We start from the raw sequence: 24,057 nt of genomic DNA on the forward strand, positions 1-24,057 counted from the left end.
CCCCCAAAATTGGGCACCGTCCTGCGGCCGCTTCGGGTCATCCGTGGAAGGGGCGGCCGGACGGCCGTGCCCAGCGGCCCCACCACGACCCGGCGGGCCGCGGCGCCACCAGCTCGTCGAGCTCGCGCGCGAGCCGGGCGCGCGCGGCCTCCGTGGCCGGGCTGGTCGGCAGGGTCCGCGGGCGGGTCGCGTCGTCGACGGCGAGGAGCTCGTCGAGGACGGACTCCAGCTGCTCCAGGGAGCTGATGCGCGTCACCACCCCGGCCTGCTCGGCCAGCGCCGCGAAACGCTGCTGGTGTCCGTCGACGTGCTCGCCGCGCGCCGGGTCCCGGGGCACGCACAGCGGCACGTGGCCGGCGCTACGGGCGTCCATGATGGTGCCCGGCCCGCCGTGGCAGACCGCGGCCGCGGCGCCCGCGAGCAGCTCGAGGAGCTTCTGGTGCCCCAGGAACTCGTGGCCCTCCGCCACCGACGGAGCCCGGCTCGCGCCGTGCTGGACGACGAAGCGGACGTCCGGGCGCCGCCTGGCTGCCTCGTCGACCCAGTCGACGAGGCGGTCGAAGCGATGGTGGTCGGTGCCCACCATCACCACCACGAGGCTGCTCACAGCAGCGGCCCCACCACATGGGCGTCCGGGTAGAAGTCGAGCTGCTGGTCCCACTGCACGATGCGCCGGGTCGTGAACGGGCCGCACAGGCGCCCCGTCATCGTCGGCGAGTCCACGCGGTCGTAGACCTCGATGAACACCGTCGGGATCCGCATCACCCAGGCGACCAGGAAGAACGGGAACGCGACCCCGGCCCCGGCGCTGATCACCATCTCGGGCCGTTCGCGGCGCAGCACCCGCAGCGCGAGCACGAGGTTGCGCAGGGCGTTCGGCAGGTTGCGGGTCGTCGGCGAGTACGACGTGACCACGCGCTCGCCGCTCAGCCGGTCGACGACGTCGGGCGTGTCCGGGCAGACCCAGAGCCGGTCGCGGTGCCGCCACCACGAGTCGAGGACGAGCAGCTGGGTCAGGTGCCCGCCCTGGGTGCTGACCATCAGGACCGGCTGCCCCATCAGTAGGCTCCCTTGCCGCTGGTGACCGCCCGGACGGTGCGCAGGCAGATCCGCAGGTCGTCGACGATCGTGATGTTGTCGGTGTAGTGCACGTCGAGGGCGACCGTCTTGTCCCAGTCGAGGTCCGAGCGACCGCTGACCTGCCACAGGCCGGTGATGCCGGGGCGGACCGCGAGGCGGCGCCGGGCGATCTCGTCGTACTGCTCGACCTCGCGCGGCAGCGCCGGGCGCGGGCCGACCAGGGACATCTCGCCCTTGACCACGTTGATCAGCTGCGGCAGCTCGTCGAGGGAGGTCTTGCGCAGCACCCGGCCCAGACGCGTGATCCGCGGGTCCCGGTGCACCTTGAACAGCACGCCGTTGCCCTCGTCCTGCTCTCCGAGGTCCGACTTGAGCACCTCGGCCTCGGTGCACATGGTGCGCAGCTTCCAGACCTTGAACAGCCGGCCGCCCTGCCCGACCCGGACCTGGGTGAAGAACCCCGGGCCGCGCGAGTCGAGGCGGATGGCGAGCACGAGCAGCGCGAGCAGCGGCGCGAGCAGGACCAGCAGGACGGCGGCGACGACCCGGTCGAAGAGGAACTTCAGGCTGCGCACGTGGATCGGGGCCCGGCTGGGCCGGATCTCGGTCAGCATGCAGTCGCCCAGGCTGGACACGGTGATCCGGTGCCGCGCCACGCTGGTCAGGTCGGTGTGCACGGCCAGCCGCGTCCCGGTGCCCTCGAGGGCCCAGCAGAGGCGGCGGATGTCGGCGGAGCCGACCGCGGCCGACGGCAGCACGACGACGGTGTCGGCCCCCAGCCACTCGACCCGCTCGGCGATGTCGTCCAGGCCCTGGCTGGCGGAGAGCCCGAAGGTCTCGCGCACGAACTGGACGTCGGCGCCGTCCAGCCGGCCGCCGAGCACCGCGGCGTGCACGATGTCGACGCCGTCGGACTGGGCGAACCGGGCCACCGACTGGCCGACGCCTGGTCCGTCTCCGACGACCACGACCCGGCTGGGGCGACGCCGGTGCTGCAGCACCAGCGAGGCCAGGAACAGGAGCGCGGTCGCGGAGACGGCGATCAGGAGGGCCTTGGCCAGCGCGTGCTCGGGGAGCGTGCCGGCTGCGACGCCGAGCGCGACGAGCACGAACGGCACGGCCATGTGCCGGGTGGCGTTCGTGAGGTCGGTGGGGGCGTGGAGCCCACCCACCTGTGCCTGCAGCTGCACCGCGGCCCAGGAACCCAGCACCACGGCGGTCACCACCATCCCCGCGTCGACGGCGGCCGCGGCCACGATCCCGGCCAGCAACGGCGCCACCACCCGGGCCAGGAGGTGGACGGCCTGCACTGCCACGCCCTCCCGGCGGGAGCGGCCGGTGTGCTGCAAGGAGCCGCGGCGCTCCTCGTCGGTGCGGGCCGACTCCTCCCGAGCGTCGAGGAATGCATTGAGCGTCACGTCTGAGCCACCCACCAGTAGGTCCGTCACGGATCGACCGAGGAGCCCGGGGAAAGAGGGCTCTGCTGCGGTCTGAACGTGTCGACAGCGTGCTCCGCGCGGGGACCGACGCGTAGTTCCACGACGGGGTTTTCGTTGATATTGGGGACCCCTCCATGGCACGGGAGATTCCCCATGATCACTGGGGTCCTGGGTCACCGGCCGTGGCTCCTCGTGCAGGCCGACCAAGCCATTGGTAACGGCCGGCGGATGCGGCCGCCGCCCGGCGTCGGGGCGTGTCCCCCGAATTGGGTACGCCTCCCCTCGATGAGCAGGTGTCCGGGGCGGGGAGTCGGGGTCGCACCGGGGTCCTGCCTGATGGACATCCCGCCACGACGGGACGAGTGTCGAGACGTGAGTCTCACCGGACCGGTCGCCGCCCCGGCAGAGCATCCGGGCGATGACCTGCCGCGGTCACCGGTCCTGACGTTCTGGTTGATCGCCGTCGCGCTCGAGGTGTTCCTGGGCGCGATGTTCCTCCTCAGCGGCGCGGAGTCCGCCATCGACACCGGGCTGTCGGAGGCCGGGCTCGACTTCGGCTCCGACCTCCTCACCGCTGCACGCGTGGTGGTGGCCTACCCGGCCGCTCTCCTGGGAGTCGCCCTGGCTCTCGGTCAGGTCGCGGCGCCGGATCTCGCCGTGCTGGGCGTCGCGCGCCTGCGGGGTGGGCGTCGGCTTCTGCGTGCGGTCCGCAGGCTGTTCCGACCGTGGTCGGCGGAGGTCGGGGCGCGACGAGGCATCCGGCTCTGGGTGACGGTGCTCGTGGTCTTCTGCCTCTGCAACGTGGCGAGCGGCCTGCTGCACCGCGCCCTCGTGCCGCAGGACTTCAGCTGGCACCTCTCCTGGAGCATGCTGGCGCTGCTGCCGGTCGCGATGTTCCTCGACGCCGGAGCCCTCCTGGAGGAGAACGGATGGCGCGGCTACGCACTGCCGGTCCTGCTCCGCACCCGGGGGCCGTTGGCCGCCTCGGTCCTGGTCGGCCTGGCGTGGGCGTCGTGGCACTTCCCGGTCAAGTTCGACGCCTTCATCGAGTACGGGCTCTGGGGAGCGCTCGCCTACCTCGGCGCCTTCACGACCAAGATCGTCGCGATCTCCGTCGTCATCACGTTCTTCTGGGCCCGCGCCGGACGGGCCACGCTCCTGGCCGTCGCCATGCACGGCCTGTCCAACGACGTGGCCCGGGTGGGCGGCCTCGTGGACGGGACCACGTGGCAGAGCGCAGCCGTGAGCGAGCTGGACCTCGCCGTCCCCTTCCTCGTCCTGGCTGCGGTGCTGGTCCCCTACGCCAACCGGACAGGCTGGGGGGATGTGCGCGGTCTGTCCCTCGAGTGAGAGGGTGCCCGGGCAGCACTGCGGATCGGCTCGGCGGACCGGCTCCGGCGAAGGGTCACCTGTCGGCGCGGGTCGCGTACGACGAAGCGGCGGCGTACACGTCGTCGACGTACGCGCCGGAGTGGTTGTAGGCCAGCACGGCCTTCTCCCAGCCGACCGACGTGTGCAGGTCCCGGCCACCGGAGCAGAGGTAGCGGGCGGCGGTCGCGGCCGCGTCGTCGAGGTCCAGCGCCTCGGCGTCCCCGTCGCCGTCGCCGTCGGCCGCGTAGAGGCGCCAGGTCCCGGGCAGGAACTGCATGGGTCCCACGGCGTGCTCCCACACCGGGTCGCCGTGCAGCGCCCTCGAGGTCGGGGTCGAGCGGATCGCCGCGAAGTCACCACGTCCGTCGAGGGCCGGCCCCAGGATCGGCGAGGAGGAGTGGCCGTCGGCCAGCAGGCTGCGACCCCCGAGCGTGCCGTGGTGCGACTCGACGTAGCCGATCCCGGCCAGCGTGGTCCACCCGACACCGCAGCCGCGCGGCGCCGTCAGCTCGGCGCGCGCGTAGGCGCGTACTGCCGGCGCGGGGATCCCCGTCGCCGCCGCGACCCGCTGCAGGCGGGGTCCGCGCGGGACGCCGGCGGCGAGCCGCGGGACCGCGTAGCGCTGGGCGGTCAGGTCGGCGTCGGGCAGCCGGTCCTCACGGTCGTGCGCCTGGAGCGCGAAGGCTCCCGCGGTGAGGGCACCGAGAGCGCCGGCAAGGACGGCGATCGCACGCAGGGGCGGGAGCACGCGGAGAAGTATCCCCGTTCCGTCCCACCAGCCCCAACTGCCCCAGCAGGGTGGTCGTCAGGCGGTGGACAGGCCGTGCCCGGCCAGGCGCTCCCGGAGCACCTCGAACCCGTCGTCGAGGTGCCAGTGCTCCGCGGCCAGCCCGCACTCGCGGGCGGCGTCGACGTTGCGCTCGTTGTCGTCGACGAAGAGCACCTCGGGTGCCGCCGAGCCCAGCCGGTCCAGCACCCGGCAGAAGAAGGCGGCCTCGGGCTTGGCGGCGCCCAGCTCGCAGGAGTAGAAGGACTCGTCGAACAGGTCGTCGTAGCCGAGCTCGGTGCGCATGTACGCCGCGCGGTGGCCTTCCTGGTTGGTGCCGAGGTGGACCCCCAGGCCGGCGTCGCGCAGCTCGTGGACGAGCGCCACCGACGAGGGGTGGACCTCCACGGAGCGCCACACGGCGCGGTGCAGCTCCTCGGCCGTCATGGTCACGCCACGGGCCTCGAGGTGGCCGGCGAGCACCACGAGGAAGTCGCCCTCCCCGCGCAGGCAGGCCAGCTCGTCCTCGCTCGCGGCCCGGAAGAACTCGTCGGCACCGGCGCCGACGTGCCGCTCGATCGCGCTCACCCAGCCGCCGGGGAGCAGCTGCATCACCCCGTCGGCGTCGAGCAGGACGTGCCGGATCACGGCGGCTCCCCGGTCGCCGCTCAGTCCGTGCCGTGCCGCTTGACGAACGCGACGATCTGCTCGGCGAGCTCGGGGCGGCAGACGATGAGGTCCGGGAGGTAGACGTCCTCCTGGTTGTAGCGCAGCGGCGTGCCGTCGACCCGGCTGGTGAACAGGCCGGCGGCCGCGGCCACCGCCACGGGAGCAGCGGAGTCCCACTCGTACTGGCCACCGGCGTGGACGTAGGCGTCGGTGACGTCGCGGACGACCGACATCATCTTCACGCCGGCCGAACCCATCGGCACCAGCTCGGCGTCGAGCTCCTCGGCCAGGGCCTGCACGAAGGCGGGCGGGCGGGTGCGCGAGACCGCGATGCGCGGGCGCTCGGAGGTGCGCCGCGGCACCACCGGCACCTGCCCGGTGTTGAAGGTCTCCCCCAGCGCCGGCTGGGCGACGGCGCCGGCGGTCAGCTCGCCGTCCTCCCAGAGGGCGACGTGGACGGCCCAGTCGTCGCGCGGTGGCTCGGAGAACTCCCGCGTCCCGTCCAGCGGGTCGACGATCCAGACCCGGCCGGCCTCGAGGCGGGCCTTGTCGTCCTTGCCCTCCTCGGAGAGCACGGCGTCGCCGGGACGGTGCTCCGCGAGCAGCTCCATGAGCAGCTCGTGCGCGGCACGGTCACCGGCGTCCTTGAGCTCGCGGCCCTCGAGGCCCTCCCCGCGCACCTCCAGCAGGCGCTCACCGGCGACGGTGGCGAGCCAGGTGGCGAGGACGTGGTCGTCGGTGGCGGCCTGGGCGGGCGGGGTGCCGGGTACGAAAGTCACGGCGACACCCTAGCCATGCCCCGCCTAGGAGTTGAAACGCTGCTGGGTGCGCTCGAGGCCCTCGGTGATGAGCGACTCGACGGCGTCCGCGGCCAGGTCGACCTGGAACGGCAGCTCCTTGCGCTCCACGGTCGAGTAGTTGGACAGCACGAAGTCGGCGACGTCCTGGCGTCCCGGCGGGCGGCCGATCCCGGCCCGGACCCGGTAGAAGTCGCCGGTGCCCAGCGAGGAGCGCATCGAGCGCAGCCCGTTGTGGCCGTTGTCGCCACCCCCGAGCTTGGTGCGCAGCGTCCCGAAGGCGATGTCGAGCTCGTCGTGGATCGCGACGATCCGCTCCGGCGGCACCTTGTAGAAGGTCGCGAGCGCCTTGACCGGGCCTCCGGTCTCGTTCATGTAGCAGCGCGGGCGGGCGAGCACCACGCGCGGCCCCGGCGTACCGGGGGCACCGAGCCGGCCCTCGACGACGTCGGCGCGGCCGGACTTGTGGGCGCGGAAGGGAGAGCCCATCCGCCTGGCCAGCTCGTCGGTGACGAGGTAGCCGACGTTGTGCCGGTGGCCGGCATAGGAAGGGCCGGGATTCCCCAGACCCACGACGAGCCACACCTCGGTGTCTGTCATGGCAGTGTCATCCTGGGAGGAATCCCGGCCCCTTCTACGAAACAACGGTGAGGATCACTCCTCGGTGGCAGCCTCGGCGCCCTCGGACTCGCCCTCGGCGGCAGCCTCGGCCTCGGCGTCGGACTCCTCGCGCTCGATGCCGGCCTCGGCCTCGGCCTCCTCCAGCTCCGCCTCGACCATCTCGGCGGTGGGCGCCTCGGTGATGTTGACGATCAGCGCCTCGGGGTCGAGCAGCAGGGTCGAGCCCTTCGGCAGGTCGAGATCGGAGGCGTGGATCTGGGTGCCGGCCTCGGCGCCCTCGATGTCGACCTCGATGAACTCGGGGATGTGGGTCGCCTCGGCCTCGACCTGGACGGTGGCGTTCTCGGTGACGACCAGCGTGTCGCGGGCGGCCTCGCCGTTCAGGTGCACCGGGATCTCGACGGTGACCTTCTCACCGCGGCGGACGGCGACGAAGTCGACGTGCTCGATGTGGCGGGTGATCGGGTCGATCTGGACCTGCTTGGTCAGCGCCAGGTGGGTGTCGCCCGCCAGGTCGAGCTCCAGCAGCGCGTTCGCGCCGCCGTGCTTGAGGGCCAGCATGGTGTCGTGGCCCGGCAGGGTGATGTGCACCGGCTCGTTGCCGTGCCCGTAGATGACGGCGGGGACCTTGTCCGCGCGGCGGATGCGGCGGGCGGCGCCCTTGCCGAACTCGGTGCGCGACTCGGCGGTGATCTTCTCGGCAGACATGCGACTACTCCTCGTGACCTGCGAACATTCGGGTGGATCTGAAGCTGTGTGGCTGCCCCGCGCCGCGCCCCTGCCCGCCGCTCACGTGGCCGGCCATGAAAAACGCCGCGCACTCGGTCTCGAGCAGCGCGGCGCACCAGTGGTCCAGCCGGCCCTGTCGATCACGGAGCGTCCGGTTCGCGAGCGCTCCCTCGCCGAGGCAACCGCAGCAGTCTAGGTCGAACGCGGGCTGAGCGCGAATCGCGGTCGGCACCGTGGCAGGGTGAGCGCGTGAGCCTCACCCTCGACGAAGCCCGTGCCCGCGCCGCCGTCGTCTCCGACGTCGCCTACGACATCGACCTGGACCTGACCGGGGACGACGCCACGTTCGGCTGCCGGACCACGATCCGGTTCCACGCCGCGGCCGCGGAGACGTTCCTGGAGCTCACCGACGCCACCGACGTACGCCTGCTCGTCGATGGCGGGCCGGTGCCCGACCCGTCGTACGACGGGCGCCGGATCGCGCTCACCGGGCTGTCCGGGGCGACCGAGGTCGTGGTCGAGGCGCGGGTGCCCTACGTGACCGACGGGGACGGCATGCACACCACCACCGACCCCGCCGACGGCGAGCGCTACGTGTCGGCGTACCTCTCCCTCGACATCGCGCAGCGGGTCTTCCCCTGCTTCGACCAGCCCGACGTCAAGGCCCCCATCACGCTGGCCGTCACCGCCGACCCGCGGTGGACCGTGATCGCCAACGGGCGGGTGACCTCGCGGGACGGCGGCCGGTGGACGTTCGCGACCACCCCGCGGATCTGTCCCTCCCTGTTCGTCGTGTGCGCCGGGCCGTGGCACTCGGTCACCTGGGAGCACGCCCTCGGTGACCGCAGCCTGCCGTTCGGCTGGCACGCCCGGAAGTCGCTCGCGGCGGAGCTGGACCGCGACGCCGAGGAGCTCAGGCGCACCACCGAGAGCTGCTTCGACCACTACGCCGAGCTGTTCGACGAGCCCTACCCGTTCGACTCCTACGACCAGCTGTTCGGTCCGGGGCACAACTGGGGCGCGATGGAGACGCCCGGGTGCGTGACCTACCGCGACGAGCTGCTGCCGCGCGGCCGGGTGACCGACGACCAGCGCATGAAGCGGGCCACGGTGATCGCCCACGAGATGGCGCACATGTGGTTCGGCAACCTCGTGACGATGCGCTGGTGGGAGGACACCTGGCTCAACGAGAGCTTCGCCGACTACATGGGCTACCGGGTCGCCGAGGCGGGGGCCGGCTTCGCGGGCACCCTCGTGGCGCACGAGTCGCAGCGCAAGCCCGCGGCGTACGTCGCCGACGAGCGCCGCTCCACCCACCCGGTCGCGCCGCGACCCGAGGACGTGCCCGACGTGGACAGCGCGTTCACGAACTTCGACGCGATCTCCTACGCCAAGGGCAACTCCTGCCTCCGGCAGCTGGTGACCTGGCTCGGGGACGAGGACTTCCTGGCCGGCGTCAACGCGCACCTGACCGCCCACCGCTTCGGCAACGCCACGCTCGAGGACCTCGTGGGCGCGCTCGACGCCGCCTCCGACCGCGACGTGCGCGAGTGGGCGGAGCTCTGGCTGCGCCGGCCCGGCTTCGACACCGTCGCCGTCGAGCGCGACGGCGACGGGGTGCCGGTGCTGGTCCGCGAGGGGGTGCGCCCGCACCGCTTCCGGGTCAGCGCCTTCCACGCCGACGGCACCGAGGCCGGCAGCTCGCTGGTCGACCTGGGGGACGAGCCGCTGCCGCTGCCGGAGTGGGCGGGGCTGGCAGTGGTGCCGAACAGCCACGGCGAGACCTTCGCGCGGCTGCGGCTCGACGCCGGCACGACGGCGTTCGTGCGCGACCACCTGTCCACCCTCGACGACGACCTCGTCCGCACCGTGCTGTGGGCGCAGGCCTTCGACGACGTGCGCACCGGGGTGCTGCCGCTGCCGGCGTACGTCGACCTGGTGGCCCGGCACCTGCCCGGCGAGCGGCACCCCACGCTGGCCACCGCCGTGCTGGACCGGACGCTGGGCCCGGTGCTGGGCCGCGCGGCGTCCGCGGCCGAGGTGCCCGGCCTGGTGGACGCGGTGGCCGCCGCGTGCGCCGCCGGCCTGGCCGCCACCGACGACGACCAGCTGTCGATCGCGCTCACCCGCGGACTGGCCGCCACCTCCCGCGACGCGGACCGGCTCACCTCGTGGCTGGCCGAGGGACGCATCGACGCCGGCGTCGAGCTCGACCCGGCGCTGCGCTGGTCGGTCGTCGCCCGGCTGGGCACCCTCGGCTCGATCGACGCCGCGGGGATCGAGGCCGAGCGGGCACGGGACGGCTCGCTCGCCGGCGACCTCGGCGCCGCCCGCGCGCTCGCGGCCCGCCCGACCGGGGAGGCCAAGGCCGCGGCCTGGGCGGCCGCGCTCGAGCCGGACGTGTCGAACCGGATGTTCGAGGCGCTGCTCCACGGGCTGTGGGACCCCGAGCAGGTGGCGCTGTGCGCGCCGTACGTCGACGCCTACCTCGCCGAGGCACCCGGCGTGGCCGAGCGTCGGGGCCAGGGGTTCTCTCTCGTCGTGGGCCGGGCCTTCCCGTCCCTCGAGGTCACCCCCGCCCAGCGCGACCGGCTGGCGGAGACGCTCGGCTCGGGCAAGGTCCCGACCGTGCTCGCGCGGCTCTGGAACGATCACCTCGACGACCTGCGCCGCTGAGCCAGGAGCGCGCTAGGGAAGGTCGGCCCGGGCGGGCGCGCCCAGGTCGTCGGTCTCGTCCTCGTCGTCGTCGACCGCGTCGCCGGTCGCGGGCGCGGTGTGCGCGATGAAGGCCGCGAAGCGCTCCTTGGCGCCGGCCCAGTCGAACTTGAAGAGCGGGTCGGGCGTTCGCCAGTCCGGGCCGTAGTTGCAGGTCAGCACGTCCTCCGGCACCCGCGGCACCCGCACCTCGACGCCGCAGACCTCCCGGCTCCCGAGGGGCAGCACGCTGGTCGGGTCGACCTCGAAGGTGTGCGGCCAGATCGAGACCCGGCCGTCGATCTCCCAGGCCGGGAACAGGTCGCAGCCGAAGCCGCCCGGCAGGCTCAGCTTGTAGAGGCGCTTGCCCGTGTTGACGTAGTCGGTCTGGAGGATGCCGGCCTCCTCCAGGCGGCCGCGGAGCTGCGCCCACTCCACGGCGAGCCCGTCGAGCGAGTCGGCGTGCAGCAGCACGGCCATGTCCACGTCGGCGTCGTGCGCCACCAGCCCGCCCTCGCGGGCCAGGCCGAGCAGGGTGCCGGACACCACGAACGCCTCGTGGCCGAGCGCGGCCACCGCCCGGGTCGCCCGGCCGACCGAGTCCCAGACCCAGGCCTCGTCGCGGGAGTCGAGGGCGGTCCAGTAGCCGAAGTAGCCCAGGGTGCGGGGGTGGATCAGCCGGCGGTAGCCGGTGAACCAGGCCTCGAACTCGTCGCTGGTGCCCTCCGCGACGTGCGCCTCGGAGAGCTCGCGCATCTGCCTGAACGCGCGGCGTGCCCGCTGCAGGAAGACACCGTCGACCTCGAGGGCCAGCCGCTGCCACCGGTCCTGCCGGGCACCGGCAGGCACCTCGTCGAGCAGCGCCCGCAGGTCGTCGTACGCCGCGGGGTCGCGCTCGTCGGCCGGCCGGGCGGACTCCTGCGCGAGCCGCTCACGCACCGAGGCCAGCAGCCGCTGGGCCGCGGCTCCGGGTCTGCGGACCCGACGCCTCGCGAGGACCACGCGCTCACCCGTCGACGCGTCGTGCACGGACAGCTCGACGGGCCCGCCGGCCGGGTCGAGACCGGTCGCCACGAAGCCCGCACCATCCGCACCGGCGACACCGGCGAACCGGCCGGCCGTGCGCGGCGAGGGTCGGCGCCAGGTGACGTCCAGCGGACTGCCGCCGAGGGTCAGCCGGGGCTCCAGCGACGTCGGGGCGTCGTCGGCCAGCACCAGCAGGCCGGTGATGGCGCGCAGCGAGCCGTCCTCGGACATCGCCGCGCGGTGCAGCTGGGCGTGCAGGACGCCGGCCGGCCACGAGGCGTCCGCGTCCTCCGCGTCGCCTTGGCCCTCGGACCTCACGTGACTCAGGCGTGGCCGTCGAACATGGAGGTGACCGAGCCGTCCTCGAACACCTCACGGATCGCGCGCGAGACCAGCGGGGCGATCGAGAGCGTGGTGAGCTTGTCGAACTCCCGCTCCGGCGGGATCGGCAGCGTGTTGGTCACGATGACCTCGCTGGCCGGACTGTTCTTGAGCCGGTCCACGGCCGGGTCGGAGAGGATCGCGTGGGTCGCGGCGATGATCACGCCCGCAGCGCCATCGGCCATCAGGGCCTCCGCGGCCTTCACGATCGTGCCGCCGGTGTCGATCATGTCGTCGACCAGCACGCAGATCCGGCCCTCGACCTGGCCCACGACCCGGTTCGCGACCGTCTCGTTGGGGCGGTCGGTACGGCGGGTCTTGTGGATGAAGGCCAGCGGGGCACCGCCGAGGCGGGCCGACCAGCGCTCGGCGACCTTGATCCGGCCGGCGTCCGGGGAGACCACGGCGAGCCGCTGGTCGCCGTACTTCTCACGGACGTAGTCGGCGAGGATGGGCAGCGCCATCAGGTGGTCGACGGGGCCGTCGAAGAAGCCCTGGATCTGGTCGGCGTGCAGGTCGACCGTGATCAGCCGGTCGGCGCCGGCGGTCTTGAACAGGTCGGCCATCAGGCGGGCCGAGATCGGCTCGCGACCGCGGTGCTTCTTGTCCTGGCGGGCGTAGCCGTAGAACGGCATGACCACGGTGATCCGCTTGGCGCTCGCCCGCTTGAGGGCGTCGACCATGATCAGGTGCTCCATGATCCACTCGTTGATCGGAGCCGTGTGGCTCTGGATCACGAAGGCGTCGCACCCGCGGACGGACTCCTCGTAGCGGACGTAGATCTCGGAGTTAGCGAACTCGTACGCCGACTGCGGGACCAGGCCGGTCCCCAGCAGCGAGGCCACTTCCAGGGCGAGCTCGGGGTGAGCCCTTCCACTGAAGACCATGAGGTTCTTCTCGGTGGTCCGCTTCATTCCGGTCACGGGGGCAGCTCCTGGATCGCCGGACAGGTGCGTCTCAGGATTGTTCCTCACCGGAGCCGGTCTGCCCAACTCCGGACCCGTCCTCGTGAGACACGTCTCGTCCACCCACCGGTCCCCCGGCGTTCGCCGCCTCGGCGGCCGCCGCCTGCGCGGTCCCGGCCCGCTTGGACTGCGCCCAGCCCTCGATGTTGCGCTGGGGTCCGCTGGAGACCGCGAGGGCGCCCGGCGGGACGTCGCGGCGTACGACGGTGCCGCCGGCGGTCCCGGCTCCGTCCCCGATCTCGATCGGCGCCACGAACGTGTTGTTGGAGCCCGTGCGTGCGTGCTTCCCGACCTTGGTCCGGTGCTTGTTCACGCCGTCGTAGTTGGCGAAGATCGTGCCGGCGCCGATGTTGGTGCCCTCCCCGATCTCCGCGTCGCCCACGTAGGACAGGTGCGGGACCTTGGCGCCGTCGCCGATCACGGCGTTCTTGGTCTCGACGTAGGTGCCGATCTTGCCGCCCACGCCGAGCTGCGTGCCCGGCCGCAGGTAGGCGAACGGACCGACGTTCGCCTCGGCGCCGATCACCGCGAGCTCGCCGTGGGTGCGCACCACCCGGGCACCCGCGCCGACCTCGCAGTCCTTGAGGGTGCAGTCCGGGCCGACCACGGCGTCCTCGGCGACGACCGTCGCACCGAGCAGCTGCGTCCCGGGCAGCACCGTGACGTCGGGCGCGAGGACCACGTCGGCGTCGATCCAGGTGGTAGCCGGGTCCATCACGGTGACCCCGTCCTTCATCCACCGGGTCACGATGCGACGGTTCAGCTCGCGGCCGAGCTCGGCGAGCTGGGCGCGGTCGTTGGCGCCCTCGGTCTGGCGGACGTCCTCGATGACGTGCGCGCCGACGGTCAGCCCGGCGTCGCGCGCGATCTGCACGACGTCGGTCAGGTAGTACTCGCCCTTGGCGTTGTCGTTGCCGATCCTCGGCAGCGCCTCCAGCAGGAACTCGGCGTCGAAGGCGAGGATCCCGGAGTTGATCTCGCGGATCGAGCGCTGCTCGGGCGTCGCGTCCTTCTCCTCGACGATGGCCTCCACGTCACCCTCGGTGTTGCGGACGATCCGGCCGTACCCGAACGGGTCGTTGACGACGCCGCTGAGGATGCTCACCGCCCGCTGGGCGGCCTCGTGCTCCTCGGCGAACGCGCGCAGGCTCTCCCCCTGCAGCAGCGGGGTGTCGCCGTACGCCACGACGACGGTGCCGGTGACCGCGCCGTGCTCGCGCTGGACGGCCTCGACCGCGACCCGGACGGCGTGGCCGGTGCCGTCCTGGGTCTCCTGGACGGCCAGCACCGCCTCGGGCATCAGCTCGTGGATGTGCGGGCCCACCTGCTCGCGCTGGTGGCCCACGACGGCCACGACCTGCTCCGGCTCGACCTCGCGGACCGCGGTCAGGACGTGTCCGATCATGCTGCGACCCCCGAGGGGGTGCAGCACCTTCATCGTCTTGGACTTCATCCGGGTGCCGCCGCCGGCGGCGAGGACGATCACGGTGAGCTGGGGTCGAGCATTGGCCATGCTCCCCGGGTAGGAGTCGAACCTACGTCGCTAGTCCTGATTCAAAGTCAGGCGGGCCCTGCCGGCAGACCAACCGGGGATTGGTGCGGTTTGCGGCCACAGCGTAACGACGCCGCCGGGACGTCATGCGAATCGTGGCCTACGACCCTCGATCCGCATGACCTCCCGGGTGCGGTCACAGCTCGCTGCGGTACCTCGCCAGGACCGCCTGCGCGCGTTCCCGGTCCCGGTCGACCACCGGGATGAGCAGCTCGGCGACGACGTCGGTGAGCTCGGCGATCCGGCGGTTGAGCTGGCGGTTCTCCTGCACCTCCGCCTCGAGGAGGGCGAGCCGGTCACGGACGCCGGCGCGGTGCCGCCGCAGCCGGCGGTAGCGGTCACGGGCGTACGCCGCGTGCGTGCGCAGGCGGGCCAGGGCTGGGGTGCTCATGCGGTGTTCCTCTCGGTGTGCCTCGGAAGGCCTTCGTCGGGACGCGGCCACACGACCTGCAGCCGGCACACGTGGGGATCCGGGTCGCCGAGGACGTCCTCGCCCGGGCCGAGCTCCGCGTGCACGACGACACCACCGGCGGCCTCGATCTCGCGGTGGACGGCGTCGGCGTCGAGCCGGCTGACCAGCCCGGCCGGCCCCGGGTCGGGCAGCGCGGTGCCGCGCTGCGCGCTGAACTCGAGGAAGAGGCTCTCGCCGCCCCGCAGCGCCGTGCGGGCCAGCAGCCAGAGGTTCTCGCGGGCGGCCGCGTCGAGGCAGCCGAGCAGGTGGCGCGCGTAGAGGTGGTGCGGGTCCCGGGCCAGCTCGGCCGCGGTGACCAGCACGCTGCGCAGCTCGCCCAGGATCAGGCCCCGCGCCTCCAGCTGCCCGCGCCGGGCCCGCGCCCGGGCCTGGAGCCGCCCGCGGGCGGCCCGGGAGAAGTCGTAGGCGATGACCGGCCGACGACGACGGGCGAAGAACAGGGCGTCCCGACCGGTGCCCGTGCCCAGGTCCGCGATCGGGGCACGCGCCGGGAGCTCGGCGTGCACCCAGCGCGCGAAGTCCGAGGGCTTCCGCGAGACCTGCTGGGCCAGACCGGCCTGGTGCAGGGCGGTCCACCGGCCCATGTCGGTGCGGAAGCCCCGCAGCCAGCCGTCGAGGCGCCGGATGCCGGCCACCGGGTCGGCGTACCGGAACGACGGGTCCGGCACCCGCCAGCCCGGGCCGTAGACGAAGCGCAGCATCGCCTCGGGGTCGGCCGGGGCCGGGAACGTGAAGCCGTGCAGCTCGACCGTCGAGACCGGCAGGATCGCCGACTCCGGGAGGGACCCGCTGCGGTTGCCCAGCTGGTAGAACACGCCGTCGACCCGGAAGGCCACGAAGACGTCGACGTGGCACTCGCGCCCGTCGCTCAGCGGGAGCAGGATCTTGACGTCACCTCCGGACATCCGCAGGGTGCGCCACCCGAGCTCGCGCAGGGCGCGCTGGATCCGGTACGACTCGAGGATGATGTCGGCGGGCGAGGTGTGCCGGCTCAGGTAGCAGACGTCGGTGTCGGAGTCGTGGCCGATCATCGCGCCGTCGCGGACCGCGCCGAGCAGGACGCCGTAGTTCAGGTACGCCTCCACCCCGCAGGTCTCGCGCAGGTCGCGCAGCACCCGCTGGGTGCCGGCCAGGATCTCGTCGCGGACGGCGGCGTCGGTGGCCTCGAAGGCCCGGGTCAGGTGCCCGACCTTGTCGATGGCCAGGGGCAGCCCCTGCGGGTCCACGACGGCGATCCGCGCACCGGGCTCGCGAGGGGCGCCGAGGACCACCTCGTCCTCGAGCAGCACCCGGCTCCCCCGCACGTCGCTCACCCGCACCACGGTCGTGCCGTGCAGGAACCGCCGGAGCACGTCCGGCCAGGCCACGAAGGTGCCGCCGCGGACTGGGACCCCGTCCCGCGCCGGGGAGAACGACCAGACGTAGCGACCGTCCAGCATGAGCAGCAGCGGCTCGGTGCCGGCCACCGTGAGGTGGATCCCGGCGTCGGTCACGCGCCCGCCCGTGGCGGGGCGGGCGTGGGTCGTCGCGGTCACGACGCGCGCTCGATGGCCCGCCGCAGCGCGGTGCTCGAGGTGTGGGCGGTGTAGGGGAAGTAGACGACCTCGGCGCCGACGGTCGCCAGCCGCTCCTCGAGGGCGACCCCCCGCGGCGTCCCGCGCCAGTCGTCGCCCTTGAACAGGCGCTGGAAGCCGACCTGCTCCCAGGCGTCCAGCTTGTCGGGCGTCGTCTCGGCGTACGTCGCGTCGACGATGCGCAGGCTGTCGACGATGGCCAGCCGCTCCTCGAGCGGGACGTAGGGGCGGAAACCCTTGGCCGCCTCGCACATCTCGTCCGACACCACCCCGGCCACAAGGACGTCGCAGTGGTGCCGCGCCTGCAGCAGGAGGTTGAGGTGCCCGACGTGGAACAGGTCGAAGACCCCGGGCACGTACCCGACCGTGGGACCCGTCACGGACGACCCCGCTCTCTTGATTGTTTCTCAACTGATTTACTGCACTTTAGTACACGTGGTCGCCTTCCCGCGCCACAACCACCGTGCGGCGCGCGGCACCGTTACTGTCGGCGGCGTGGACCTTCCCGTCATGCCTCCTGTGCAGCCGATGCTCGCCAAGGCGGTCAAGGGCGTCCCGGACCCGGGGAAGGTGGGCGGGCTGAGCTTCGAGCCCAAGTGGGACGGCTTCCGCTGCATCGTCTTCAAGGACGGCGACGAGGTCGAGCTGACCAGCCGCAACACCAAGCCGCTGACCCGCTACTTCCCGGAGGTGGTCGCTGCGGTGCGCGAGCAGCTGCCGGACCGCTGCGTGCTCGACGGCGAGCTCTTCGTCGCCCTGCCGACCGGGGACGGCGGGGAGCGGCTGGAGTTCGAGACCCTCCAGGAGCGCATCCACCCCGCGAAGTCGCGCGTCGACATGCTGGCCGAGAAGACGCCGGCCGGTTTCGTCGCCTTCGACCTCCTCGCGCTGGGCGACACGTCGTACGTCGACCAGCCGTTCGCCGAGCGCCGCGCGGCGATGGAGGAGGCCCTCGCCGGGCTGGACGGGCCCTGCTACCTGACCCGGACCACCACCGACGCGGGCGAGGCCGAGGAGTGGTTCCACCACTTCGAGGGCGCCGGCCTCGACGGCGTGGTCGCCAAGCCGCTGGACGCGCCGTACCAGCAGAACGCCCGGACCATGCTCAAGATCAAGCACGAGCGCACGGCCGACGTGGTCGTCGCCGGCTACCGCGAGCACAAGACGAGCACCCCCGAGCGGCCGCTGCTCGGCAGCCTGCTGCTGGGGCTGTACGCCGATGGCAAGCTGCAGCACGTCGGTGTCAGCGCCAGCTTCACCGAGAAGCGGCGCGCCGAGCTGATCGCGGAGCTGCAGCCGCTGGTGTGCCCGATCGAGGAGCACCCCTGGGGCGAGTGGCAAGGGCCTGGCCCTGGCCTGGTGGCCAACCCCGACCGTGTCCCGGGCACCCAGAGCCGGTGGAGCGCGGGCAAGGACCTGTCGTTCACGCCGCTGCGGCCCGAGCTGGTGCTCGAGGTGAAGTACGACCACATGGAGGGCCGGCGCTTCCGGCACACCGCCCAGTTCAAGCGCTGGCGCACCGATCGCGACCCGGAGTCGTGCGGCTACGAGCAGCTCGAGGAGCCGGTCAGCTACGACCTCGCTAGGATTTTGGGTGTCAACGACATGCCGGGAGGCGATCGCCATGAGTGAGACCAACACCGAGGCCTACCACGTGGTCCTGCTCGTGGAGCAGGCACTGACCCCGGCCGACGCCGCGCAGGTCCGCTCCCTCCACGAGGGCCTCGACCAGCCGGTCGTCTACCACGTGCTGCTGCCCCTCGAGGACGCCGCCGCCCGCATCGAGTCCGCGATGGGCTCGCTCTCCGGCGGCGAGGTGATGACCTCGCCGACCATGGCGATGAACGACGTCGACCTCGAGGCGGTCCGCAAGGACTGCGAGGAGCGCTCGGGTTCCGACCTCGCCCAGACCCTCGCCTCCCTGCGCGCCACCGGCGCCACCGTCGAGGGCCGGGTCTGCGGCGAGGCCCCCATCGACGCGCTGGCCGCCGAGGTCTCCCGGGTCGAAGCCGGCGAGGCGATCATCCTCACCCGCCCCCACGTGGTGGCCGAGTTCTTCCACGTCGACTGGACCTCCAAGGCCCGCCGCAAGATCGGTGTGCCCGTGCTGCACCTGCTCGAGCACGAGAACTTCGACGAGCAGGCCGAGGGCTACGGCTCCGAGGGCGTCACCGGCTTCTGAGCCGGGTCACTCCCCCACCGGACCGCCCGCGAGCTCGACCGCGACGTCGAGGTGGCCGGCGTGCCGGGCGTACTCCTGCAGCACGTGGAAGCAGATCCACCGCAGGTCCGGACGCCCCTCCGGCCCGGCGTCGGCGAAGCGGCCGTCCGCGGACGCCACCTCGTCCAGCGCGTGCCCGGCCAGCACCTGCCGGGTGCGGGCCCCCTGGCGCTCGAGCATCCCCACGACGTCCTCCAGCGCGACGCCGGCCGGCACCTGCCAGGGCTCGTCGCCGGCGCCGCCGGAGTCACCCCAGGGCGCGTCGACCTGCTCGCCGAGGAAGCCCCAGGTGAGCCAGCGCCGCTCCATGTGCGCGACGTGGTGCAGCAGCTCCAGCGGGGTCCAGCCCGAGGGGAGCCGGCTGGCGGTGAGGTCGTCCTCGGACAACGACCGGCACTTCTCGATGCAGGTCGCGCGGTAGAAGTCGAGGTACGCCGCGTGGTGCGCGGCGTCGCCACCCAGCCCGTGCTGCGGTTCGGCCCTCACGGCTCGACCCGGTTCCCGTCGGCGTCCCAGTGCGCCTCGACCTTCTTGCTCGGCTGCACCCGCGGCGGCTCGCCCGGCATCTTGGGGTAGTCGGGCGGGTAGTTCATCTCCCCGCCGTCCGAGCTCTCCCACAGCTCCAGCAACGGGGTCAGGTCGTGGTGGACCTCGTCGATCGACGCCCACGGGTCGCCGCCGTCGGCCAGCCGCTCCGGCACCGTGAACAGGTTGTGCTCCCGCGGGTCGGTGGTCGTCGCGAGCTCCTCCCACGTCATCGGCGTGGAGACCGGCGCGCCCGCGATCGGGCGCAGGGAGTAGGCCGACGCGATCGTGCGGTCGCGGCAGTTCTGGTTGAAGTCGACGAAGACGCGCTCGCCGCGCTCCTCCTTCCACCACTTCGTGGTCACCCCGTCGTCACGCTTCTCGAGCGCGCGGCCGAAGCCGATCGCGGCGTGCCGGACGTCGGTGAAGTCCCAGCGCGGCTCGATCCGGACGAACACGTGCACGCCCCGGTTGCCCGAGGTCTTGGGGTAGCCGCGGATGCCGAGCTCCTCGAGCAGCTCGCGGGCCACGCCGGCGACCCGCACGGCGTCGCGGAACGTGGTGCCGGGCTGCGGGTCGAGGTCGATGCGCAGCTCGTCGGGCCGGTCCACGTCGGCCCGGCGGACCGGCCAGGGGTGGAAGGTCAGGGTGCCCATGTGGGCGCACCAGACCGGGACCGCGATCTCGGTCGGGCAGATCTCGTCGGCGGTCCGGCCCGACGGGAAGGCGACCTCCACGCTCTCGAGGTAGTCGGGCGCCCCCTTGGGCACCCGCTTCTGGTAGAACGCGTCGGCGTTCCTGTCCTGGGGGCCGGTGGCCAGCCGCATGCCCTCGCGCACCCCGGAGGTCCATCTCTCAAGCGCGGTCGGCCGGTCCCGCAGCGCCCGCATCAGCCCGTCACCGACGCTGGCGAAGTACTCCGCCACCATCAGCTTGGTGACCTCGGGCGTGCGGTCGGTGGCTTCGTAGATCACCCGGTCCGGGCTCGAGACGCGTACGACGCGTCCCCCGGCCTCGACCTCGGCGGCGGGCGTTTTCGACATAAGCCCCAACCTAGCCTTCCGCCAGACTGCCCCGGTGGACACACGACTGAGGGCCGCGGTCGACGCGAGCCTCTGCTGGTACGACGACGTCTTCGCGCTGCACCGCATCGCGACCCGGGTGGACGACGGACTGTGGACCGCCCTGGGCACCCCGCCACCGTGGCACTCCGCCGCGAAGTCCGTGGAGCCCGGCATCAGCACGGAGCGCGTGCTCCGGGCGGTGGAGGCCCACGAGCACTGCGCCGTGGCCGACTCCTTCGGCGACCTCGACCTGGAGCGGCACGGCTTCGACCTGCTCGTCGAGGCGACCTGGCTGCACCACCCGGCTCTCGAGGCCCGACCGGACGGGCTCCCGGAGGGCTGGTCGGTGGTCACGACGGCGGAGTCCCTCGCGCAGTGGAGCGCCGCCCACGACTACACCGGCGTGCTGCTGCCGGACGTGCTCGACCGTTCCCGGTTCCAGGTCCTCGCCCGTCACGACGAGGACGTCCTCGTCGGCGGCGCGGTGCTCCACCGGTGCTCCGGCGTGGTCGGGCTCTCCAACGCCTGGGCCGCCGAGGGCAGCGAGGTGCGGTACGACGATTTGGTGGCGGCCGCGCACGCGTTGCAGCCCGGCCGCGCCCTCACCGACTACGCGTCCGGCAGGGACCTCGACGCGATGCTGGAGTCCGGCTTCACCCCGCTGGGACCTCAGCGCGTCTGGATCCGCTGAGCTCCGACCGGGGCCGTGTGCCTGAGAACGCAACGGGCCGCCTTCTCAGGCACACGACTCGCTGAGGATGGAGTTCGGCTGGAACGTCGGGCGCCGGTCGAGGTCATCGGTGGCGGGTCGCACGAACTCGAACCCGGCCGTGGTCACCACCACCCAGGACCGCACCGGCTCGCCCTGACCGAGCACGGGCAGCGTGATGCCGGCGTACGCCGCCAGCAGCGCCTCGGCGCACGCCACGTGGGCGGGAGGGAAGTGGAAGGCGTTGCGGCCGGACTCCGCCTTGCTGCCGAGGAACGCGATCGGGCGGCCCAGGCCGGCACCGCAGACCCCGCACACCCGCGACAGGGCGCACTGCGTGACGCGCCGGCCGTCCAGCGAGCGGGCCGAGGGCGCGGAGCCGTCCCGCCGCCCGCCGTACCCATCGGTGCCGCAGGCGAAGGGCACCGGCAACCCCAGCTCGGGGTCGCGGGGCAGGTCGGAGAACGCCCGGGGTGCGGGATCCATCAGTCGTCCCTCCGCTCCTGCGGGCTGCGCGTCCAGGCCCCCAGCTCGGCGCGTCGCGGGGGCCGCTCGTCGTCCGACCTGCGCTTGCGGTCGCGGGACGGCTCGTCGGCGGTGTCCGGCCGCTCCGGTGGGGCCGGGTCGTTGCTGGCGGTCCAACCGTTCGGCACCGAGAGCTTGATGATCGTGCGCAGCGCCTGGCCGTACTGCCGGTGCAGCGGCCCGGTCGTGTAGGGGATGTCGTACTTCTCGCACAGGGCGCGGACCTTGACGCCGATCTCGGCGTACCGGTTGGACGGCAGGTCCGGGAACAGGTGGTGCTCGATCTGGAAGCCGAGGTTCCCGGAGAGGATGTGGAGCATCGGCCCGCCGTTGAAGTTCGCCGCGCCGAGGATCTGGCGGAGGTACCACTCCGCGCGGGTCTCGTCCTCGATCTCCTCCTCGGTGAAGTGCATCGCGCCGTCCGGGAAGTGCCCGCAGAAGATGATCACGTAGGACCACAGGTTGCGGGTGAGGTTGGCCGTCATGTTGGCGGTGAGCGTGGTCCTCCACTGCCGGCCGGACAGCGCCGGGTAGACGACGTAGTCCTTGAGGACCTGGTTGCGCCCCTTGCGGAGGATCTGGCGCAGCTGGCGCTTCATCTCCTTGGGGTCCTTCTCGCCCTTGCGGATCCGCTCGATGTCGAGGTCGTGGAGGGCGACACCCCACTGGAACAGCGTGGCCAGCATCGCGTTGTAGACCGGCTGGCCGAGGTTGGCGGGGTGCCACTTCTGCTCGCGCGCCATCCGCAGGATGCCGTAGCCGATGTCGTTGTCGTAGCCGAGGACGTTGGTGAACTGGTGGTGGATGTAGTTGTGCGAGTGCTTCCACTGCTCGGCCGGCTGCGCGGTGTCCCACTCCCAGTTGGAGGAGTGGATCTCCGGGTCATTCATCCAGTCCCACTGGCCGTGCATGACGTTGTGGCCGATCTCCATGTTCTCGAGGATCTTGGCCAGGCCGAGCAGGGCCGCCCCCGCGACCCACGCGGGCTTGCGGGTCCGCCTCGACTGCGTGCCGACGGCCAGCGTCACGCGGCCGGCCGCGGCGAGGCCGCGCTGCACCTTGATCAGCCGGTTGATGTACGCCGCGTCCGACGCGCCGCGCGACTCCTCGACCTCGGCGCGGATCGCGTCGAGCTCGCGCCCGATCTGCTCCACCTCCTCGTCGGTGAGGTGGGTGTACTCCTGGACGTCCGAGATGGCCATCGGCCTCCCCCTTCGTTGGTCGTGCGGGATCAGATGTCGAGCGTGCAGTCGCCGACCGCGGCGGTGACGCAGGTCTGCACGGGCTCGTTGGGCTGGCCGAACTCGTCCCCGTTGCGCAGGTCGCGCACCTTGCCGGAGACGAGCGTCAGCGTGCAGGTGTGGCAGATGCCCATCCGGCAGCCGTAGGGCATGCCGACGCCGGCCTGCTCTCCGGCCTCGAGGACGGTGGTCGCACCGTCCACCTCCACGGTCTTGCTCGAGTTGCGGAAGGTGATGGTCCCGCCCTCGCCGCCGTCCCCGCCGAGCTCGAGCGAGAACCGCTCGAGGTGGAGGTGGTCCTCGAGGCCCGCCTGCTCGAAGTGCGCGCTGATGGCGTCGAGCATCGGCCCGGGTCCGCAGGCCCAGGTCTCGCGCTCGCGCCAGTCCGGGCAGATCCCGTCGAGCCCCTTCGTCGGGTGGGCGAGGTCGAGCATCCCGTCGAGGTCGGTGTGCAGCCGGTGCACGGTCAACGAGTCGTGCTGCTCCTCGAGCGCGGCCAGCTCCTCGCGGAAGATCATCCGCTCCGGCGTCGGTGACGAGTAGTGCATGACCACGTCGGGCATCGCCCTGCCGTCTGCCCGGGAGCGCCGGTCCAGGGTGCGCAGCATGGCCATCACCGGGGTGACGCCACTCCCGCCGACCAGGAAGAGCAGCTTGGCCGGCGGCGGGTCCGGGAGCACGAAGTCGCCCTCGGGCAGCGCCAGCCGCACGATCGTGCCGGGCTCGAGCCCCTTGACCAGGTGGGCCGACAGCAGCCCCTCCGGCATGGCACGGACGGTGATCGAGATGGTCCGGCCCCGGCGCCGGGGCGGCGAGCTGACGGAGTAGGACCGCCACTGGAACTTGCCGTCGACCTGCACGCCGATGCCGACGTACTGCCCCGGCCGGTGGTCGTAGCGCCAGCCCCAGCCCGGCCGGATCACCAGGGTCGCGGCGTCGTCGGTCTCGGGCACGACCCGCTCGACGCGGCCGCGCAGCTCCCGGGCGCTCCACAACGGGTTGAGCAGCCTCAGGTAGTCGTCGGGGTGAAGCGGTGTGGTGAGCTTCGAGCCGGCCTCGCGGACGCGGTCCCACGAGATGGTGCTGCCTGACGCCATGCATCCCCCTACGGACGATTCTGCGAAGACTTCAGTGAACAGATGTTCTCTGACCCAGTCAACCGTCCGCAGGGGTGAAACGTCACGGTTGTGTAAGACACATCTCTTGTCCTCGCCCCTACGGTGGGAGGCATGGGCTACCAGGTGGAGAAGACCGACGAGCAGTGGCGCGAGGAGCTCTCGCCCGAGGAGTACGCCGTGCTGCGGCAGGCCGGGACGGAGCGCGCGTTCACCGGTGAGTACACCGACACCGAGACCACCGGTGTCTACCGCTGCAAGGCCTGCCAGGCCAAGCTCTTCGAGTCCGACACGAAGTTCCACTCCGGCTGCGGCTGGCCGTCGTTCTACCAACCGATCAGTGACACGATCGAGTACCTCGAGGACAGCTCGCACGGCATGAAGCGGGTGGAGGTCCGCTGCGCGAACTGCGGCTCCCACCTCGGGCACGTCTTCCCCGACGGCTACGGCACCCCCACCGGGGACCGCTACTGCATCAACTCGATCAGCCTGACGCTGGAGCCGAAGGACTCCTGACTCCG

The 24,057-nt window shown here is 72.5% G+C and carries 25 protein-coding genes and 1 tRNA gene; 6 read left to right on the forward strand and 20 right to left on the reverse strand.

What is annotated here, in order from left to right; genetic code table 11:
* Positions 1–37 precede the first annotated feature (37 nt).
* From ACFO9I_RS03230 to ACFO9I_RS03240, 3 genes are read right to left on the reverse strand one after another with little or no spacing between them, the layout of a single operon-like run.
* Positions 38–607: a glycosyltransferase gene (locus ACFO9I_RS03230; RefSeq protein ID WP_379177733.1), complete on the reverse strand. Its 570-nt coding sequence runs from the start codon at positions 605–607 to the stop codon at positions 38–40.
* Positions 604–1,059 (reverse strand): UDP-N-acetylglucosamine--LPS N-acetylglucosamine transferase, encoded by a 456-nt coding sequence (locus ACFO9I_RS03235; protein ID WP_379177735.1) that lies wholly within the window; start codon positions 1,057–1,059, stop codon positions 604–606. Before ACFO9I_RS03235 ends, ACFO9I_RS03230 begins: the two co-directional genes overlap by 4 nt.
* The gene (locus ACFO9I_RS03240; protein WP_379177737.1) at positions 1,059–2,498 is read right to left on the reverse strand and encodes an exopolysaccharide biosynthesis polyprenyl glycosylphosphotransferase; all 1,440 of its coding nucleotides are present in this window, start codon (positions 2,496–2,498) and stop codon (positions 1,059–1,061) included. Before ACFO9I_RS03240 ends, ACFO9I_RS03235 begins: the two co-directional genes overlap by 1 nt.
* 393 nt (positions 2,499–2,891) lie before the next feature.
* Here ACFO9I_RS03240 and ACFO9I_RS03245 point away from each other — a divergent pair, with 393 nt between their 5' ends.
* Positions 2,892–3,869, forward strand: coding sequence for a type II CAAX prenyl endopeptidase Rce1 family protein (locus ACFO9I_RS03245; protein ID WP_379177739.1), 978 nt, complete (start codon positions 2,892–2,894; stop codon positions 3,867–3,869).
* 55 nt (positions 3,870–3,924) lie between these two features.
* Here ACFO9I_RS03245 and ACFO9I_RS03250 read toward each other — a convergent pair whose 3' ends face one another.
* From ACFO9I_RS03250 to ACFO9I_RS03270, 5 genes are read right to left on the reverse strand one after another with little or no spacing between them, the layout of a single operon-like run.
* Positions 3,925–4,638 (reverse strand): lytic murein transglycosylase, encoded by a 714-nt coding sequence (locus tag ACFO9I_RS03250; protein WP_379177741.1) that lies wholly within the window; start codon positions 4,636–4,638, stop codon positions 3,925–3,927.
* 57 nt (positions 4,639–4,695) lie between these two features.
* Positions 4,696–5,304 carry an HAD family hydrolase gene (locus ACFO9I_RS03255; RefSeq protein WP_379177743.1) on the reverse strand — a complete coding sequence of 203 codons (609 nt, stop codon included), beginning with the start codon at positions 5,302–5,304 and terminating at the stop codon, positions 4,696–4,698.
* A gap of 20 nt (positions 5,305–5,324) precedes the next feature.
* Entirely contained in the window at positions 5,325–6,104 is a 780-nt protein-coding gene (locus tag ACFO9I_RS03260; protein WP_379177745.1) for a 3'(2'),5'-bisphosphate nucleotidase CysQ, read from the reverse strand.
* Between the two features lie 24 nt (positions 6,105–6,128).
* Entirely contained in the window at positions 6,129–6,722 is a 594-nt protein-coding gene (pth, locus tag ACFO9I_RS03265) for an aminoacyl-tRNA hydrolase (RefSeq protein WP_379177747.1), read from the reverse strand.
* 54 nt (positions 6,723–6,776) lie between these two features.
* Positions 6,777–7,451, reverse strand: a complete 675-nt coding sequence (locus ACFO9I_RS03270; RefSeq protein WP_379177749.1) for a 50S ribosomal protein L25/general stress protein Ctc — start codon at positions 7,449–7,451, stop codon at positions 6,777–6,779.
* A 270-nt stretch (positions 7,452–7,721) separates the two neighbouring features.
* On the opposite strand from ACFO9I_RS03270, the gene pepN reads away from it, so the two are divergent.
* Positions 7,722–10,148, forward strand: a complete 2,427-nt coding sequence (gene pepN / locus ACFO9I_RS03275; RefSeq protein WP_379177751.1) for an aminopeptidase N — start codon at positions 7,722–7,724, stop codon at positions 10,146–10,148.
* Between the two features lie 12 nt (positions 10,149–10,160).
* Here pepN and ACFO9I_RS03280 read toward each other — a convergent pair whose 3' ends face one another.
* The 7 genes from ACFO9I_RS03280 to ACFO9I_RS03310 form a co-directional block, all read right to left on the reverse strand.
* Complete coding sequence (locus ACFO9I_RS03280) at positions 10,161–11,510, reverse strand: hypothetical protein (RefSeq protein ID WP_379177753.1); 1,350 nt, start codon at positions 11,508–11,510, stop codon at positions 10,161–10,163.
* A gap of 5 nt (positions 11,511–11,515) precedes the next feature.
* Positions 11,516–12,487, reverse strand: a complete 972-nt coding sequence (locus ACFO9I_RS03285; protein ID WP_379177928.1) for a ribose-phosphate diphosphokinase — start codon at positions 12,485–12,487, stop codon at positions 11,516–11,518.
* Between the two features lie 43 nt (positions 12,488–12,530).
* Complete coding sequence (glmU, locus tag ACFO9I_RS03290) at positions 12,531–14,051, reverse strand: bifunctional UDP-N-acetylglucosamine diphosphorylase/glucosamine-1-phosphate N-acetyltransferase GlmU (protein WP_379177755.1); 1,521 nt, start codon at positions 14,049–14,051, stop codon at positions 12,531–12,533.
* Position 14,052: 1 nt separating this feature from the next.
* Positions 14,053–14,131 (reverse strand) — tRNA-Gln (locus tag ACFO9I_RS03295).
* A 95-nt stretch (positions 14,132–14,226) separates the two neighbouring features.
* Positions 14,227–14,481: a DUF6752 domain-containing protein gene (locus tag ACFO9I_RS03300; RefSeq protein WP_379177757.1), complete on the reverse strand. Its 255-nt coding sequence runs from the start codon at positions 14,479–14,481 to the stop codon at positions 14,227–14,229.
* On the reverse strand, positions 14,478–16,097 hold the full coding sequence (locus ACFO9I_RS03305; protein ID WP_379177759.1) for a class I SAM-dependent methyltransferase: 1,620 nt from the start codon (positions 16,095–16,097) through the stop codon (positions 14,478–14,480). Before ACFO9I_RS03305 ends, ACFO9I_RS03300 begins: the two co-directional genes overlap by 4 nt.
* Positions 16,094–16,516, reverse strand: a complete 423-nt coding sequence (locus tag ACFO9I_RS03310; RefSeq protein WP_379177761.1) for an adenylyltransferase/cytidyltransferase family protein — start codon at positions 16,514–16,516, stop codon at positions 16,094–16,096. The genes ACFO9I_RS03305 and ACFO9I_RS03310 overlap by 4 nt, the downstream gene beginning before the upstream one ends.
* Positions 16,517–16,631: 115 nt before the next feature.
* On the opposite strand from ACFO9I_RS03310, the gene ACFO9I_RS03315 reads away from it, so the two are divergent.
* Both ACFO9I_RS03315 and ACFO9I_RS03320 read left to right on the forward strand, forming a co-directional pair.
* On the forward strand, positions 16,632–17,768 hold the full coding sequence (locus tag ACFO9I_RS03315) for an ATP-dependent DNA ligase (protein WP_379177763.1): 1,137 nt from the start codon (positions 16,632–16,634) through the stop codon (positions 17,766–17,768).
* Entirely contained in the window at positions 17,761–18,318 is a 558-nt protein-coding gene (locus ACFO9I_RS03320) for a hypothetical protein (RefSeq protein ID WP_379177765.1), read from the forward strand. Before ACFO9I_RS03315 ends, ACFO9I_RS03320 begins: the two co-directional genes overlap by 8 nt.
* A gap of 6 nt (positions 18,319–18,324) precedes the next feature.
* Here ACFO9I_RS03320 and ACFO9I_RS03325 read toward each other — a convergent pair whose 3' ends face one another.
* Positions 18,325–18,843, reverse strand: a complete 519-nt coding sequence (locus ACFO9I_RS03325) for a DUF664 domain-containing protein (protein WP_379177766.1) — start codon at positions 18,841–18,843, stop codon at positions 18,325–18,327.
* Positions 18,840–19,925: a DNA polymerase domain-containing protein gene (locus ACFO9I_RS03330; protein WP_379177768.1), complete on the reverse strand. Its 1,086-nt coding sequence runs from the start codon at positions 19,923–19,925 to the stop codon at positions 18,840–18,842. Before ACFO9I_RS03330 ends, ACFO9I_RS03325 begins: the two co-directional genes overlap by 4 nt.
* Before the next feature lie 34 nt (positions 19,926–19,959).
* Here ACFO9I_RS03330 and ACFO9I_RS03335 point away from each other — a divergent pair, with 34 nt between their 5' ends.
* Positions 19,960–20,637, forward strand: coding sequence for a hypothetical protein (locus ACFO9I_RS03335; protein WP_379177769.1), 678 nt, complete (start codon positions 19,960–19,962; stop codon positions 20,635–20,637).
* Between the two features lie 45 nt (positions 20,638–20,682).
* Here ACFO9I_RS03335 and ACFO9I_RS03340 read toward each other — a convergent pair whose 3' ends face one another.
* Genes ACFO9I_RS03340 through ACFO9I_RS03350 form a run of 3 tightly spaced genes read right to left on the reverse strand, consistent with a single transcriptional unit; the run spans position 20,683 to position 23,518 of the window.
* Positions 20,683–21,141 carry a hypothetical protein gene (locus ACFO9I_RS03340; RefSeq protein ID WP_379177771.1) on the reverse strand — a complete coding sequence of 153 codons (459 nt, stop codon included), beginning with the start codon at positions 21,139–21,141 and terminating at the stop codon, positions 20,683–20,685.
* The gene (locus ACFO9I_RS03345) at positions 21,141–22,382 is read right to left on the reverse strand and encodes a fatty acid desaturase family protein (protein ID WP_379177773.1); all 1,242 of its coding nucleotides are present in this window, start codon (positions 22,380–22,382) and stop codon (positions 21,141–21,143) included. The genes ACFO9I_RS03340 and ACFO9I_RS03345 overlap by 1 nt, the downstream gene beginning before the upstream one ends.
* Positions 22,383–22,411: 29 nt before the next feature.
* Positions 22,412–23,518, reverse strand: a complete 1,107-nt coding sequence (locus ACFO9I_RS03350; RefSeq protein ID WP_379177775.1) for a ferredoxin reductase — start codon at positions 23,516–23,518, stop codon at positions 22,412–22,414.
* 132 nt (positions 23,519–23,650) lie between these two features.
* On the opposite strand from ACFO9I_RS03350, the gene msrB reads away from it, so the two are divergent.
* On the forward strand, positions 23,651–24,052 hold the full coding sequence (msrB, locus tag ACFO9I_RS03355) for a peptide-methionine (R)-S-oxide reductase MsrB (protein WP_379177777.1): 402 nt from the start codon (positions 23,651–23,653) through the stop codon (positions 24,050–24,052).
* Positions 24,053–24,057 lie beyond the last annotated feature (5 nt).

It is taken from the genome of Nocardioides sp. GCM10023255 (assembly GCF_042653125.1).
GTDB lineage: Bacteria > Actinomycetota > Actinomycetes > Propionibacteriales > Nocardioidaceae > Nocardioides.

Excerpts from the sequence above, each read along its gene's own strand:
- ACFO9I_RS03235 (WP_379177735.1), bottom strand. The coding sequence starts at position 1,059 with ATGGGGCAGCCGGTCCTGATGGTCAGCACCCAGGGCGGGCACCTGACC.
- pth (WP_379177747.1), bottom strand. The coding sequence starts at position 6,722 with ATGACAGACACCGAGGTGTGGCTCGTCGTGGGTCTGGGGAATCCCGGC.
- ACFO9I_RS03270 (WP_379177749.1), bottom strand. The coding sequence starts at position 7,451 with ATGTCTGCCGAGAAGATCACCGCCGAGTCGCGCACCGAGTTCGGCAAG.
- ACFO9I_RS03285 (WP_379177928.1), bottom strand. The coding sequence starts at position 12,487 with ATGAAGCGGACCACCGAGAAGAACCTCATGGTCTTCAGTGGAAGGGCT.
- glmU (WP_379177755.1), bottom strand. The coding sequence starts at position 14,051 with ATGGCCAATGCTCGACCCCAGCTCACCGTGATCGTCCTCGCCGCCGGC.
- ACFO9I_RS03300 (WP_379177757.1), bottom strand. The coding sequence starts at position 14,481 with ATGAGCACCCCAGCCCTGGCCCGCCTGCGCACGCACGCGGCGTACGCC.
- ACFO9I_RS03320 (WP_379177765.1), top strand. The coding sequence starts at position 17,761 with ATGAGTGAGACCAACACCGAGGCCTACCACGTGGTCCTGCTCGTGGAG.
- ACFO9I_RS03330 (WP_379177768.1), bottom strand. The coding sequence starts at position 19,925 with ATGTCGAAAACGCCCGCCGCCGAGGTCGAGGCCGGGGGACGCGTCGTA.
- ACFO9I_RS03340 (WP_379177771.1), bottom strand. The coding sequence starts at position 21,141 with ATGGATCCCGCACCCCGGGCGTTCTCCGACCTGCCCCGCGACCCCGAG.
- ACFO9I_RS03345 (WP_379177773.1), bottom strand. The coding sequence starts at position 22,382 with ATGGCCATCTCGGACGTCCAGGAGTACACCCACCTCACCGACGAGGAG.
- ACFO9I_RS03350 (WP_379177775.1), bottom strand. The coding sequence starts at position 23,518 with ATGGCGTCAGGCAGCACCATCTCGTGGGACCGCGTCCGCGAGGCCGGC.
- msrB (WP_379177777.1), top strand. The coding sequence starts at position 23,651 with ATGGGCTACCAGGTGGAGAAGACCGACGAGCAGTGGCGCGAGGAGCTC.